This window comes from Bradyrhizobium sp. ORS 86 (genome assembly GCF_045571475.1).
Classification (GTDB): domain Bacteria; phylum Pseudomonadota; class Alphaproteobacteria; order Rhizobiales; family Xanthobacteraceae; genus Bradyrhizobium.
Window position 1 is genome coordinate 1,171,445 of the sequence record NZ_CP120699.1, and the last position, 13,977, is coordinate 1,185,421.

Here is a 13,977-nt window from a genome sequence, read left to right on the forward strand (position 1 = left end):
AGGAAATCCCAATGTCACACAGACTGATCGTCCTTCCGGACGATACCGCCGATGCGATTATCGATCCCATTAATGCGGCTCGGCATACATTGAACATCCGGATGTTCCTGTTCACCGACCGGTCGTTGCTCAATGCGGTGATCGCTGCGAGGCACCGCGGCGTGCATGTACGCGTGATGCTGAATCCGGCGAGGCGGGACGGCACCAGCGACAACGAGATCGCGCGGGAAAGCCTGCTTGCGGCCGGCGTGAAGGTGCGCGACAGCAGCAGCGAGTTCGCCGTCACCCATCAGAAATCGATGGTGATCGACAACCAACTAGGTTTCATCGAATCTCTCAATTGGGAAACGCGTGATCTGACGCAGACCCGCGACTATGCGGTCGAAACGACCAGCAAGGCGGACGTCGCGGAGATGGTGCGATGCTTCGACGCCGACTGGCATGAGCGGCCGTTCGTGCCCGAGGCCGGCTCCGATCTGATCTGGTGTCCCAATAACGGCCGCCAGCGCGTCGCCGATTTCATCGATGGTGCAAAGGAAACGCTGTGGCTGCAGAACGAACGCTACCAGGACATGGTGATCATCGAGCGCCTGGTCCGCGCGGCCAAACGTGGTGTGCGTGTTCGCATCATGTCACGCGTGCTGCACAAGCTCAAACGGAAGAAGCTGTTCGAGGGTGTCAGTGGACTGCGCATCATGCATGACGTCGGCGCAAAGGTCCACACGCTCAAGGATCTGAAGCTTCACGGAAAGATCATGATCGCCGATGATGAGCGCGCGATCGTCGGATCGATCAATCTCAGTCCCGGCAGCTTCGATGATCGGCGGGAGCTTGCCATCGAGACATCGGCCGCGAATGTCGTAAGGCGGCTGGTCGAGACCGCGGAGCATGACTGGAAGCATTCGCGCAAGCTGCCTTTATCGGATTCGGCCGTGCTGGTTGACCTGGAAGGGCACGGCCTCAGCGATGTCAGCCGATTGGCGCTAACCCATCCGGACGGCTCGTGCGAGCACCATCCTTAGCTCTTGGCGATCCACTCCGCGCCTGGCATGCCGGGTTGGCGCGCGGCGCTCGATGAATCCAATCAGGAAGTCGCGTAGCGCCTCTCCGGCATTGATCAGCGGCAGGCTCCCAGCAGACGATCGAGCAATTCATCCGAATTGCTGGCTCGATCAGCGCGGCTTTGCAAATGCGTAGGGTCGAAGATGGGCCAAATCTCCCACTGGCAGAATGGTGCAGCCGATGTCATTCCGCACAGCTCACGTTTCGCCGGCAAGGGAAGCCGCGGGTCAACTACACGTTGATGTGAACTGGTTCAGGCATGCCAGCGCCATGCCGTCACCGTCGGCGTTGTTCAGGAATTTCTTGGACATTGAAGCCGCTCCCAGCACAGCCATAGGCTATGCCGATAGCTGCATATTGAGGCTGTATTTGTTTCGGACAGCCACCTGGATCATTTGTCTCTCGCGTTGGCGTGCAGACCGATTTGCCCGCACACCGCGAGATCGCAGCTCGTTCAACGAAAGCCAAATGCAAGTCGTGGCGTCGTACGTCGAGGCCGCGCCGTGCATCACATCTCAATGAGAAGGAATACGACCATGAAGACTGTGACAACGTTCTCCGCTCGTCGTATGCCGAAGGTCATCGTGCGGCGTTCGCACAAGGCCAAATATGCAGCCGTTGCCGTCGCTGGCGTGCTCGGCGCAGTCCTGAGCATTTCGGATGCGAGCGCCTTCAGTTGCGCGAGGGGCGTCTATCGTGCGGGCTGCATCGGCCGGTACGGCGCAATCGGCGTCAGCCCGAACGGCGCAGTGGCCGTCGGCCGCTACGGCAACGTCTATGCCTATCACCGGGGCTCTGGATGCTTCTGGCGCAACGGCAAACGCATCTGCCTCTGAGCGATACCATTCCCTTCACGAGGCATTACCAGCCGCGTACCGCATGCGGTGCCGCGATCTGGGGCGGATGCAACTGGTGGAATCGCAACGTGATCTCCTCAGCGATCGTCTGGACATCCAGCGTGACCGCCCTGATCCACCGCGTGAGGATGCGTTGCGCCGGGCGGAAGGCGACGCCCAAAGCCGAATCGAGCCTGCTGTGCCCGATCGCCGGGACAACGTCCGGCGGCAGATCATGCGGCCGCGCGTCCAGAACTTTCGGCCGGAGCGCCGCGCCATGGATGGTGGATTTCACTTCCATGGCGGCGGTCGCCATCGGCTCTGATTGAACTCCAGAACGAACAGTATTGGAAAATGAGGTTATTGTCATGATCATCGTTTCGACATCATGCGTGCTACGCCGCCGCGTCTCCTTCGGCACGGCTCTCGCCGCACTCGCCCTTGTGGGTCTCAGCTCGACCGCGTTCGCGGTCGAGAAGCCGCCTCTCGCGCCCGATACCGTGGCGCCTTTCACCGCGGACTCGCGGATTTCTGCGACCATCGAATTTGGCTTGCGGGCGCTGGCATCCGATATCGACGAAAATATTCCGCGACGCCTCGCAACCATCGACGAGCGCGTGAGCTGTGTGCATCGCCGGGTGCTCTTCTGGAGGATCAACGCGAATTGCGACATCTATGGTTATGTCGAGCGCTCGGGTGGCGTTTCGCTCTACGGCCGCGGTGACCGCGTCTATGGTTCAGTGCCGATCTACGGTGCGCTGGAAGGGCAGGGCGCCAATCGCTACACCGCCCGGATTCATGGTGAGACCGAAGCCAGCGCCACCATCGAGGCCGAGGCGCGACCGGAGCTAACCCGCGATTGGTCGCTTGCATTGAACTTCAGCGACGGCTTTCGCTGGAGCGAGCCGCCCGTGCTGCACGTGATGGGCCGGGAGATTCCGCTTTCGAACTACGCCGAGCCGCGGATTCGGGCCGAGCTCGGTGTCGTGAGAGAGCGTGCGCTCGCCGCGGCCCGGCGCCTGAATCTGCACGAGAAAGCCGAAACCGCCTGGCGGTACGCGTTCGAGCCAATTCAGCTCTCGGACAATCCGCAGGTCTGGCTGCAACTGACGCCGCAAAACGCAGCGTTTGCAGGCGTGCGGGCCGACGGCAGGGTGCTGAGTGGCTCGCTCGAGCTGTCCGGCACGGCCGAAACTGTTGTCGGAGAGCAGCCGCCGGCGGTGACCGCCACCGCGCTGCCGGCACTCGGCCGCGACGTCAGTCAGCCCGGCGCTTTCGACGTCATTCTTCCGCTGCGCATTGGCTACGACGTGCTCAAGGACAAGATCACGCGGGCGGTTTCGGCATTACCGCCCGTGGCGGGACTCTCTGTGCGGGACGTCCAGGTCTATCCGTCGTCGGGCAAGCTCGTTGTCGGCCTGCGCCTCGCCAAGGCGTCGGACACGGACGCGAATGCGGGTCAATGGGTCTATCTCACCGGCGCGATTCGGGTGGACGCGAACGGCCATGCCGTTCGGTTCGCCGACCTTGCCGCAGTAACAGACGATGAGGGAGCGGCTGCCGTCATCAACCCGCTCATCGCGAAGCTGCGCGACAGCATGAGCGTCGATTATGGCATCGCCTATGACAATCTACTCAACGCCGCGGACGAAAAGCTCACGCGGCCGTTGAAGGATGGTTTCCGCATGGAGGGACGTCTTTCATCGGCCAAGCTGGAGAAGGTGTATCTGTCGGCCGACGGTATCGTCATCGCGATCCGGGCCAGCGGCGATCTGAAGATTTTGTACGGCATGTAAGCCCCTGCGAGGCAGCGGTGTTCGTGTTTGGCGAACGCGTCCATGCGGGGCGTGATGCTCTACATGCCCGTTGGGCAGAGCGCCCGCCCTGCTTCTGCTTGTCTTCACGATACAAGCCCGGGTCCGGCAGCAACGTTTGTGGAAGCAGCAACGTTTGCGGAAGACGTGGTGACCTAACTAGAAGGGTCCCCGTTTCGCTAAGGCATCCAGCGCTTGCGAGAGTTCGTTGATCCGGGTCGCGTAGACCCGGGAGAGACATTCGGCGTTGCTCCCGCAGCGTTCGCGGCTAGCGATCCACCGTCGTTGTGTGTCAACGAGATCGGATCTCTGTCCCATGGCGACGAGAGACGTCAGGACACCGAAGAGTGTCGCCACGCGCGCCTCGTCCTGACCGAGCGCATAGCTTTTGCAGATCGTCGTTTCGGCGGCTGTCGAGGCCTTTGCGCAATCGAGTGCCGAATAAGAGGCCGCGTGACCGGGGTCTGGTGTGAAGCCAACGACCGAGAGCATAAGAATGCCGAGCGGCTTCAAATAGTGAAGATTCATGTTTAGATCCTTGGATGCGATCGAGAAGGGAAAATTGTCATGAAGCTGATATTGGCATGCCTGGCATTGATCGGGCCAGCAAGTGCAGCCCTGGCGACGGAGGCCGCCTATCGCTGTGCCGACGGCACCGCGGTCCGGGCGATCTTCAGTGCTCCCGGGCCCTCAGGGTCGGTGCGGCTGACCGTCGCAGGAAAAGGACGGACTTTCACGCTGCCGCAGACACCCTCTGCCGATGGTGGAAGATACGCCGACAGCGCCATGGAATTCTGGATCAAGGGAAGGACGGCGCGATTGACTCGCTCCGGAGTCACGACAGAGTGCAAGACGAGGTAGTCGAGCGTCCAGGTGCCGGAACGCTCACGGAAGGGTCGATAGCAGACGTTGCTGCTAACCCTGTGTCGGACCCCGAAGGGGCGGTCCTAGAAATTCGACCTGCCACTTTCTTCCGAAAAGGTTCAGCGCGTCCTTGTCCAGTTTTCCGTCGCGCATGACTTCGCCCAAGCCGCAAAAGAATGCCGTGGCGTCGAGCGCCGGCAATATCTGGATGAATTGACGCGCGGGTGTGTGACCGAGATTGACGAACGCGTGCGCGCGACCACCCGGTACGGTCACGACGTCGCCTGCACGGGCTTCGAACCGGACGCTGTCGACTTCGAAGAGATAGCGCCCCTCGAGCACATAGAAGATTTCCGTCTCGGGATGACGGTGCAACGGCGGACCGTAGCCCGGCGCGTTGACCGTCTCGATGGCGGTGAGAGCGCCTCCAGTCGTTTCCGACGGGACACGAACCCGCAGGATGAGGCCGATCTGAGGAATGAGGATCGGCTTTTCATCGTGCGTCGAGTGATGGAAGTCGAAGGCCATTGGCAGATTTCCGCTGAATGTAGTTGTGGCAGGCAGACCTGTACTCGAGTGCGATACCCTTGGGTGCTCAATAGCATCTGCGCGGTAAGAACGACACCAATCGCCCAAAGACAAATACGCACTGGCTATGGAGTTATAGCTGTCGCTAATGGCTTCCCCTCACTGGATGGGCGGCCTCAAACGTCGGTACGCCCCAGAGCCTCATCGTATGAACAAAACGACACCGGTCGAAAAGACTACATCCATTTGCCGTGCCGAATGATTCCGGCGCACCATATCCTTCGCCGATATCTGCATATTGAAGTTGTATTTGTGCTCTCATCACCCGCGACCTATCTCGCGGCCATCAGATCACGCTCTCTCCGACGACGTCACCGGATCGTACGATCCGGAGTCGGAGAGAAGTCGGACAACACATGGAGTCAAATATGGTGGACGAACCTTTCAAGCGGCTGATGTGTCTCGGCTGCGGTTTTTCGTATGACGAGGCCCTGGGTCTTCCTGAGCACGGTTTGGCCCCCGGCACCCGTTGGGCGGACATTCCAGACGATTGGGTGTGCCCGGACTGCGGCACCCCCAAGCACATGTTTGAGATGGTCGAGATTGGCTACGCCTCGGGCGGCCCCGACCTGGCCCGCGTCGCCTGACGCCCCGACAAAGAAAGAGCACACTGCCATGAGCAATTCATTCATCATTCGCGAAGCGGAACGTGGACACGACCTCATCAGGTCCGATGGATCGCGATCTTCCTATATCGCGGGTCATCCCGACGGCTTCGTTACGCGGGCGTCCAGCTTCAACTTCCATGAATATCAGGCCGGACGGCCGGGCTTCGGTCCGATCCGTGTTTTCGGCGACGAGATCTTTCACGGCGCAGGTTGCGGCTACAACATGCATCCGCACCACAATTTCGTTATCTGCGCCTTCGTGTTCGAAGGCGAGCTGACCCACATCAACACGGCGGGCGCCGGCATGGTCGACCGGCTGCAAGCCGGCGACTATTACGTCTTCTCTGCAGGCTCGGGCGGCAAGCATTCGGAGCTCAGCGTCACGCCGGAGGACATGCACGCTATCTATCTTTGGCTGCTTCCCAACCAGCTTTTTCTTCCGCCGACTTATCATCGTGCCCATTTCGATTATCGCCGCCGGCGGAACGAAATCGTGCAACTCGTCGGGGATGCCGACGGCGCGCTGCCGATCCCCCAGGATCTGCGCGTTTCCCGCCTGGTGGCCGACAAGGGCCGCTCTTTTGCCTATAAGCTGCGCACAGCATCGCACGGCGCATACGTGTTCGTACGCGAAGGATCGATCCGCTGCGGCGGCGCCGTGCTCGGCCGACGTGACAGCATGGGGCTCTGGGCGGCCGGCGCGATCAATCTCGAGGTCCTTCAGGACGACACCGATCTGATGATCGTCGAGACGATCATGATCGACGACGCAAATATCAAGAAGTGGGAGAGCGAGCATGCTGGCCACTGAGAACGCACGCGACCTCGCACCCCTCAGTCCGGAATGCACGCCCGCGCCGATCGCTGAATTGGTCGGGCTTGCAAAATGGCCTCGGCCTTGCAGCCGCCGCAACATCTGCCGGTCACTACTCTGCCGAACCAGCCGCGCCGACATGACCCGCCTCGGCAGCCGAAAAGGAGACTGACATGCCCATTATGAAAGTCCACTACGGTGCCGGCGATCTCGACGCGACAAGCAAAGCCGATCTCGCCAAGCAACTCACCGACGTGATGATTCGCATGGAGGGCGGAGCCAATACGAGAGGCGGCCGTGCCTTTGCTTGGGTTCTGTTCGATGAACTTGCTCAGGGCAACTGGTGGGCCGGCGGGGAGATCGGAAATGGTTATGTCTCGCCGCCCGGACGATTCCTCGTCCAGGTCAAAATTCCGGAAGGCTACATGAACGCCGGACACAAGAGCGAGGTGCAGGCATGGGTGACCGAAGCGATCCTCGCCGTGACGACGGCCTCGGGGGAAGACGCCGGCCACAGCATTCAGGTCATCATCGATGAGGTGCCTGAAGGCAATTGGGCTGCCGCCGGCCACACGATCAGCCTCGCCAACATTGCCGACAGCGTCGGCCTCTCCAAGGCGGGCAGCCGGTTTGCCTGGTCAAAGACCTACTTCGCGGCGAAAGCGCGGGCGCGTGCCGCTGCCGGCTATCCGGCCGATGCAGGAGGCCTGTGGACCGATCAGGCAAGCTGAGACGGCCCTTTGTCCGGCGATTGATACGAAACGTGGCGGACTCATCGTCCGCTGCTGCCCAGAACCTCGTTAAATACGCGATTGAAAGGAAACGACGTGCTGAAGAAACTTGCTTTCGTCCTGACCGCTGCGGCGCTTGCCGGGGCCGCTTCTTCGTCCCAGGCCATGCCAATCCGGCCGATGCCCGGAGCGTCATCCATGATGATTCAAGTCGCCGACGGATGCGGACCTCACGGATACAGAGGGCCGAACGGCGCCTGTCACTCATTTGGGACCGGCCCTTACCCGAACGGGTACTTCGGGCCATACCACGATGCCTGGCGCTGGAACGGCTGCCCTCGCGGCTATTGGCGAGGACCTTGGGGTCATTGTCGCGACACGCCGTATCACGGCCGACTGCCGGGCGGTGGCTGGAAATAGCTCGCGACCGTACCGAGGAGATCGTGCGACGAAATCCGCGAGGCGAACGCAAAGGCCACCGTGCGGCTCATCGTGACCTGGCGAACCACGCCTCCTCGCTGGAAGGGTCGAACACCGCTTCCTGCTGGAATAGTCCAGAGTTCGGCATACCCAATCGACCTCGCTCCACTCCATTTGATTGATCATGCCGGGGCGGGGAATGGTCAGTGCATCGAAGCGCAAGGCCAACATCCGCCAGAGCTGGGAGGCGGCGCTGCCGGGCCTACTGTTGTCCGGCGTGACCACGAGATAGAGACCGCCGTCGGTCACGTCGGAAATCTTGGCGGGGCTCAACGCGCCCTTGTCGATTTTTTCGGTCGGACGGCGCGGCAGTTCACGTATTCGGGTTGGCACCCGCGCCGTCGTTCTTGCGAGCTATTTGCGCTATTCCCTCGTACGGGAATAGCGAAATTCGCCGTGAACGTTTGGTGCGCCATTCGGAATAAAATTGCGAACTCGTATGTCATTGAACTAACGCTTTGATCCCTGAAGCGAGCTGCCGGCGGCGTCACCACTGATACCTCACCGCACCCTTGCCGGTGTAGCTGCGCGTGACGTTGGATAACTCGCCTTCGAAGCTCGCCGCGGCCGACCAGCCGCTGGCCCATTTCATTTCGGCGGACGCCGTGACGAGCGCGGAGTCACTTGCTTGCGCCGCGCCGTTGACGACGAAGCTCGCGCCCGGCAGCGACTGGAAGGTCGCCCCAATGGTGCGGTCCGGATTGAAATCATGCGCCCAGGCGAGGCGGCCGCGCAGCGTGAGAATGCCGTCTGCCATGGCGAGGGATTTGTCCGTGCGGATACCGAGCTCGCTGCGCGGATCGGTGACGCTTTTCGCACCGTAAGCGAGCACGAACGTGCCGGCCCCGGTCACCACGCTTTCGGCATAGGCCGGCAGATCGAACGTCGTGAATTGTCCCGCCGCGTAGGGCGTGATGCCGACGCCGCCAAGCCATGACGCGACAAACCATGGCGCGACAAAACGATAGCCGCCTTCGACCCGGCCGGACCAGGCATTCGCATTGAACTCCGCGCGCAGCTGATCGAGGCCGGCGACTGTCACGGCGCGATTGGTGGTGATATCCTGCCAGCCATAGGCGAGTGCGCCAGTGACATAAGCTGCGCCGTTGGTGTGGCGCAGATACGCGCCGGCCTGGAACAGATCGGAGCGTCCACCTCCAAGATTGTTGACGCTGAAATTGGTGCCGCCTCCGGCAAGCGCAAAACCTGCGAGCGTATTCGGCGAGAACAAATAGTCGGCGCCGACGGCGGTGCCGAAAATGCTGCTGCGCGTGTCGTTCGATCCGGCCACCGCATTGCCGTCGGTGGTTTGCGAACCGCCATAGCCCGCGGCCCACACGTTCCAGCGCTGATCGAACGCGGCACGCGGTGCTTTGGTGAAGGATGCAAACGCATCGCGCGGACTCTTTGAACGTGCGCGGCCTGCATACGCCATGCTCTCGCTCTCGTCAGCAAACGCCGTTGGCCCATTGTTCACGACACCCCGCCCCGCCGAGAACGGATCGGTGAGCACGCCCATGAACAAATCCATTGCCTGGAAGGTCGTCTGCTGTGAGCCGGTCGCCGTCTCGCCCGAGACCTGCGTCAGCGCATTGCGCAGAGGATTGCCCGACAGCGCGAACAGCGCATTGAAGCCGGCCGGCATCGCAGCGCCTCCGATCAGCGCGTTGTCGATTCCCGCTGCAACGTTCCTCTGATTGAGGCTGGTGTTGCCCAGCAACGCTGGCGACAGCAAGCCGGGATCGAGCGTCAACAGCACATCGTTGCCGGCATATGTCAGCCGCGCGTTGCGCGCGAAACTGGCGGTGAGGACGTCCACGCCGGAGAAGGTGCCGCTCGCCGTGCCGGCCGTCATGATTGTATAGGTCGTCGTCGCCGCCACGCGCGACAGCGGATCCACCGCCACCTTGCCGCCGAGACTGGCGATACCCGTGACGATGGTCTTGTCGGCGCTGGCGCCGGACACCTGCACCAGGTAGGTCGATGCCGCGGTCAATGTCAGGCTGGCCATCGTCAGCGTGCCGATCGAATTGCCTGGCGCCAGCGTGCCGCCGTTGATGAGGGCGGCGCCGACGATGCCATTGCCGCCGAGCGTGCCGCCCGTGTTGACCGTGACGCCCGACGCCGAGGTGATGTCGCCGTTCACCGCCAGCGTGCCGCCGGAAACCGTCACCGGTCCCGCGTAGGTCGACGTGCCGGTCAGCGTCCACACCGAGCTGCCGGTCTTCTCGAACCTCGCGAAGCCTGCATAAGTGCTGGCGTTGTCTAGCGTCGAGATGTCGAAGCTGCCGTTCCCCGTGCCGCTGAGGCGGAACGTGCCGGTGCCGCCGCTCACCACCACGTTGCCAGTGACACTTGCACCGGCCTGCATCTCGTAAACGTTGGTGCCGCCGGTGAACGTCACCGCGTTGGCGCGCGTCGCGTTGTCACCGGCCAATCCGCCGCTGATGCTGCCTGCGTTGATGACCGTGAGGTTCGCGCCGGTGATGCCCTCACCGCCAGGCCCAGTTGCTCCCGGAACGGGCGGACCGGCGCCTGCAGCGCCGCCATGGCCACCCGCGACCGTCGCGCCGCTGTTCAGCGTGACAGTACCGCCGCCGCTCATGCTAACGCCCGTGCCGCCCGCGCCGCCGCTACCGCTCATTGGGCCGGATGACGCTCCTCCGTCGCCGCCATTGCCGCCCGCGACCGTCGCGCCGCTGTTCAGCGTGACAGTCCCGCCGCCGCTCATGCTGACGCCCGCGCCGCCCGCGCCGCCGCTACCGCTCGAGAAGATGACTGGCACCGACGCTCTTCCGTCGCCGCCGTTGCCGCCCGTGACCGTCGCGCCGCTGTTCAGCGTGACAGTGCCGCCGCCGTCCATGCGGATGCCCGCGCCGCCTGCGCCGCCGAAATCGCCCCCAGCTGCCCCCCCGTCTTGCGACTCTCCTCCGTCGCCGCCATTGCCGCCTGAGATCGCCACGCCGCTGTTCAGCGTGACAGTGCCGCCGCCGTCCATGCGGACGCCCGCGCCGCCCGCGCCGCCGTTACCGCTCGCAAAGCCACCCGCGTCTGGCTGCGCTCCTCCGTCGCCGCCTTGGCCACCGGTGATCCGGGCGGTGGAGACTGTCAGTGTCGCAGGGCTGGTCGCGTGCAGCCCGTCGCCGCCATTCCCGCCATTTTTGCCGTCACTCAAGTTAGACTTATCAGTTACTGAGCCACCAGAGCCCCCTTGACCACCGGTCACATCGGAATTGATCTCCACTGTCGCCGCGCTTGTCTCCACTCCCGCGCCACCAGCCCCGCCGTTCCCCCCCGAAGAAGGCGCCTCACTCGTCACTGAAGTATCCGTTGAGCCGCCATTGCCGCCCTGGCCGCCGGCCACCCGACCGTTGAGGATCAGTGTCGAGACATTGGCCCACACGCCAATGCCACCAGCGCCGCCGTTCCCCCCCGCAGCGGTCCCACTAGCATCGAAAGATTCATAATTCACTGAGCCGCCATTGCCCCCCTGGCCGCCGGCCACCTGACCAGCGATCGTCAGGTTCAGTCCGGCGCTGTCCGCGTACACGCCCATGCCGCCCGATCCGCCTCCCCCGCCTCCGGAACCGCCAGCGGTCGTCGAGCCGCCATTGCCCCCCTGGCCACCGTTGAAATTAGAAAGAAGCGGGCCAGTCCAGCCCCCCAAGGCTGTGATGACGGCACCATAGCCACCGGCTCCGCCACCGCCACCTGAAGAGTTAGCAACCGAACCGGACGCGTTTCCACCGTTGCCGCCCTTGCCGCCGATGGCCACTCCGATCCCATCGATCCAGCCATGTGCGCCGCCACCGCCGCCGCCAGCGCCTCTGTTGTTGAGGCTTACACTTCTCCCGTCCTCGCCGTCGCGGCTGAAATTCGGAATATATAGCCCTCCCCTCGCCTCGACGAAGGTAACTTGGTCAGTTCCCCCAAAGCCACCGGTCTGGCCCGCACCACCACCGGCGCCGCCGCCGCCGAGCTGAGCTCTCCCAACCCGACCGCCTTCGCCTGTGATGGCATCTGTGCCGCCCGAAGCGCCAGGATTACCGCCCAACCGGTCGCCGCCACCCGCGCCGCCATCGGCCAGCGCAGGCGTTGCAAGCAACGCGCCCGTGAGCGCGAGGCTCAGCGCCCCGGCGCGGCAGAGCCGCAGCAGCGCCGTACTGCTCAGCAGCGATTGAATGGAAGATGCGCGAGGGCAGGATTGTCCCGGCACGTGCTCAAATGAACCAAGTCCCGTGGGCTTTGCGGCCCTGCTTTCCATCTGGACAGAACGAACGACCATACGCTGCCTTGCAAATTGACCGACAAAATCGAGCCGGTCAGGCGTCGCTAGCAGGCAATTGTTTGGACAATATTTGAGGGTCGCGAGACACGCCCTGACCGGGCCGGTTGTCTACCGGATTACCCCTGTCATGCGGCATAGAGGCAACAGTTTAGCCCGCGGCGATCAGCCCGATGCTCCTGAGAACGAAAGCGGGAACCGCCTCTTCGCCGTGCAGCCGCGTCACGTGCGCGATCAGGCCACGCATGACATTCGCCCGTGCATGCTCCGAGACAAGGTGACGCGCCGACGTGAAGTAGAGATATTCGATTGCGTTGCCGGCGCCGGCCGGGCCGATCGCGGCAAGTGCATCCGCCGACGCCGCCGGCAATCTCTGATCCGGCGCGGCGATCATCCAGCCGATGGTCAAGCCGATGTCGCGCGGGCAACGCGGAGCCTCCCTGGCTGCATCAGCGACAGCCATGTCCAGCGAGGCGCGATCGCCGGACGCAAGCACGGAGATAGCCTTCAAGACCCGCATATGCAGATGCAAATCGGAGCCCGGTTCGGACATCTCGACGCCGCGATCAAAAAATCGGGCGGCTTCGTCGAAACGGCCGCGCGCGTAGCGCAATTGTCCCATGACGGGCAAGGCTGCGGCAAAGTCCGCAGTCCGGGCGAAAGCGCGCTCGGCAACGTCCTCCGCGAGGTCAAGATGACCCCGGTTGATGAAGTACAACAGCTTGGCGGCCGCCAACATCAGCAGCGGGTTCGCCTCGACGGCGGGCAGGCACTCCAGCACCGTGGCGTCGATCTCGCTTTCGATGCGGTAGCGTTCCTCCAGGCTGATCTCGCCGAACGGACTGGTGTGGACCAGGCGCGCGAACAGATGCAAGCACCATTGCAGGGCGATATCTGCATTGAGGGGGTCCTGCGCTCGGTCCCTGCCGAGTTGCTCGCCGTTTGCCAGCCACCACCGATTTGAGGCCGACAGCAGGCTTGCAGCCTTGTGGAGGCGCGTTTCGAGCGGCTCGTCCGCGGGCGTGCCGAGACCCGTGGAGGCGTCAACGAGGGACTGCGACAGGGCTTCGATGACGCCATTCGAGACCCTGCCCGCTTCGGCCGTGAACGATGCGGCGTCCGCCATGTCGAGTTGGAGACGGAACGCCTTGACGATGCGCTTTGAGGGCATTTCTCGCAGGGTGGCCGCACAATCAAGCTGCCCGTTGCCGGCGAGAAAGCTCATCTGCAGGAGATAGCGCAGCGTGTCGGTGGCGGCGGGGTACCAGTCCTCGGCAACCACGACCTTTTGGCCAACGCCGGCGGCGATCATGTCGCGAACCTGACCGACCAGGGATGACGCTTGCTGGCTGAAGGGATGCCCCTGCGGTCCGAAAGCCGGCCCGATAACCAGTAACGCATCGATCGGCGCGGCCGGAGATGGCGCAGCGATCCAGACATAACCCTCGCCATATTGCGTGGCGATATACTTTGGCGATTTGGCGCTGTCGCCGAGCTTTGCCCGCAGCCTGTTCACCAGAAAGTCGATGTTGCGGTCGGATACGTCGGATTCCGAGGCGATCTCATCGAGCAGGCGGCCGCGGCGCATGAGGCGATTCGGGTTCCGAGTGAGGGCGAGCAGCAGGGCGCGCTCGTTTCTGGTGAACTGAATCGTCTGCCCATTGCGGCTCGCGAAGAGGCACGTTTTGTCAAGGATCAGATCTCCAAAGCGGAGATCTTGTGCTATTCCCACTCCTACCCCCTGAGGCAGACCAGCCGAAGCGCCGACCAAGGTTAAGTACGCGCTTGGATGGCTTTGCCGCAAGCAGCGCATGTCCAACCTCGAAGCCGCATACGACCCTGAGCCGGGTCCCGGCGATGCGTGAAGGTACGCGGGAGGGCTGCGGAAGACCGGA

General features: G+C 63.0%; 14 protein-coding genes. 8 read left to right on the plus strand and 6 right to left on the minus strand.

Features of this window, described 5'->3' with window-relative positions; translation table 11 throughout:
• Positions 1 to 11 precede the first annotated feature (11 nt).
• A complete protein-coding gene (locus P6U25_RS05355; protein WP_407150432.1) occupies positions 12 to 1,022 on the plus strand; it encodes a phospholipase D-like domain-containing protein in 1,011 nt (336 codons plus the stop codon).
• Between the two features lie 576 nt (positions 1,023 to 1,598).
• The gene (locus tag P6U25_RS05360; RefSeq protein WP_407150433.1) at positions 1,599 to 1,898 is read left to right on the plus strand and encodes a hypothetical protein; all 300 of its coding nucleotides are present in this window, start codon (positions 1,599 to 1,601) and stop codon (positions 1,896 to 1,898) included.
• 25 nt (positions 1,899 to 1,923) lie between these two features.
• On the opposite strand, the gene P6U25_RS05365 is transcribed toward P6U25_RS05360, so the two are convergent.
• The gene (locus P6U25_RS05365) at positions 1,924 to 2,214 is read right to left on the minus strand and encodes a hypothetical protein (protein WP_407150434.1); all 291 of its coding nucleotides are present in this window, start codon (positions 2,212 to 2,214) and stop codon (positions 1,924 to 1,926) included.
• Between the two features lie 52 nt (positions 2,215 to 2,266).
• On the opposite strand from P6U25_RS05365, the gene P6U25_RS05370 reads away from it, so the two are divergent.
• Positions 2,267 to 3,694 carry a DUF4403 family protein gene (locus tag P6U25_RS05370; RefSeq protein WP_407150435.1) on the plus strand — a complete coding sequence of 476 codons (1,428 nt, stop codon included), beginning with the start codon at positions 2,267 to 2,269 and terminating at the stop codon, positions 3,692 to 3,694.
• Positions 3,695 to 3,871: 177 nt separating this feature from the next.
• Here P6U25_RS05370 and P6U25_RS05375 read toward each other — a convergent pair whose 3' ends face one another.
• The gene (locus P6U25_RS05375) at positions 3,872 to 4,240 is read right to left on the minus strand and encodes a lysozyme inhibitor LprI family protein (protein WP_407150436.1); all 369 of its coding nucleotides are present in this window, start codon (positions 4,238 to 4,240) and stop codon (positions 3,872 to 3,874) included.
• A gap of 39 nt (positions 4,241 to 4,279) precedes the next feature.
• Here P6U25_RS05375 and P6U25_RS05380 point away from each other — a divergent pair, with 39 nt between their 5' ends.
• The gene (locus P6U25_RS05380; protein ID WP_407150437.1) at positions 4,280 to 4,573 is read left to right on the plus strand and encodes an MliC family protein; all 294 of its coding nucleotides are present in this window, start codon (positions 4,280 to 4,282) and stop codon (positions 4,571 to 4,573) included.
• A gap of 54 nt (positions 4,574 to 4,627) precedes the next feature.
• On the opposite strand, the gene P6U25_RS05385 is transcribed toward P6U25_RS05380, so the two are convergent.
• Positions 4,628 to 5,104 (minus strand): cupin domain-containing protein, encoded by a 477-nt coding sequence (locus tag P6U25_RS05385; RefSeq protein WP_407150438.1) that lies wholly within the window; start codon positions 5,102 to 5,104, stop codon positions 4,628 to 4,630.
• Positions 5,105 to 5,532: 428 nt separating this feature from the next.
• On the opposite strand from P6U25_RS05385, the gene P6U25_RS05390 reads away from it, so the two are divergent.
• The 3 genes from P6U25_RS05390 (at position 5,533) to P6U25_RS05400 (ending at position 7,317) form a co-directional block, all read left to right on the plus strand.
• On the plus strand, positions 5,533 to 5,751 hold the full coding sequence (locus P6U25_RS05390; protein ID WP_407150439.1) for a rubredoxin: 219 nt from the start codon (positions 5,533 to 5,535) through the stop codon (positions 5,749 to 5,751).
• A 28-nt stretch (positions 5,752 to 5,779) separates the two neighbouring features.
• On the plus strand, positions 5,780 to 6,583 hold the full coding sequence (locus P6U25_RS05395) for a pirin family protein (protein ID WP_407150440.1): 804 nt from the start codon (positions 5,780 to 5,782) through the stop codon (positions 6,581 to 6,583).
• Positions 6,584 to 6,759: 176 nt separating this feature from the next.
• Positions 6,760 to 7,317 (plus strand): tautomerase family protein, encoded by a 558-nt coding sequence (locus tag P6U25_RS05400; protein ID WP_407150441.1) that lies wholly within the window; start codon positions 6,760 to 6,762, stop codon positions 7,315 to 7,317.
• Positions 7,318 to 7,358: 41 nt separating this feature from the next.
• On the opposite strand, the gene P6U25_RS05405 is transcribed toward P6U25_RS05400, so the two are convergent.
• On the minus strand, positions 7,359 to 7,517 hold the full coding sequence (locus tag P6U25_RS05405; RefSeq protein WP_407152743.1) for a hypothetical protein: 159 nt from the start codon (positions 7,515 to 7,517) through the stop codon (positions 7,359 to 7,361).
• Here P6U25_RS05405 and P6U25_RS05410 point away from each other — a divergent pair.
• Positions 7,483 to 7,737 (plus strand): GCG_CRPN prefix-to-repeats domain-containing protein, encoded by a 255-nt coding sequence (locus P6U25_RS05410; protein ID WP_407152427.1) that lies wholly within the window; start codon positions 7,483 to 7,485, stop codon positions 7,735 to 7,737. The two genes, P6U25_RS05405 and P6U25_RS05410, sit on opposite strands and share 35 nt — an antisense overlap.
• A 547-nt stretch (positions 7,738 to 8,284) precedes the next feature.
• Here P6U25_RS05410 and P6U25_RS05415 read toward each other — a convergent pair.
• Complete coding sequence (locus P6U25_RS05415; RefSeq protein WP_407150442.1) at positions 8,285 to 10,972, minus strand: autotransporter domain-containing protein; 2,688 nt, start codon at positions 10,970 to 10,972, stop codon at positions 8,285 to 8,287.
• Positions 10,973 to 12,233: 1,261 nt separating this feature from the next.
• A complete protein-coding gene (locus tag P6U25_RS05420; RefSeq protein WP_407150443.1) occupies positions 12,234 to 13,895 on the minus strand; it encodes a winged helix-turn-helix domain-containing protein in 1,662 nt (553 codons plus the stop codon).
• Positions 13,896 to 13,977: the final 82 nt, after the last annotated feature.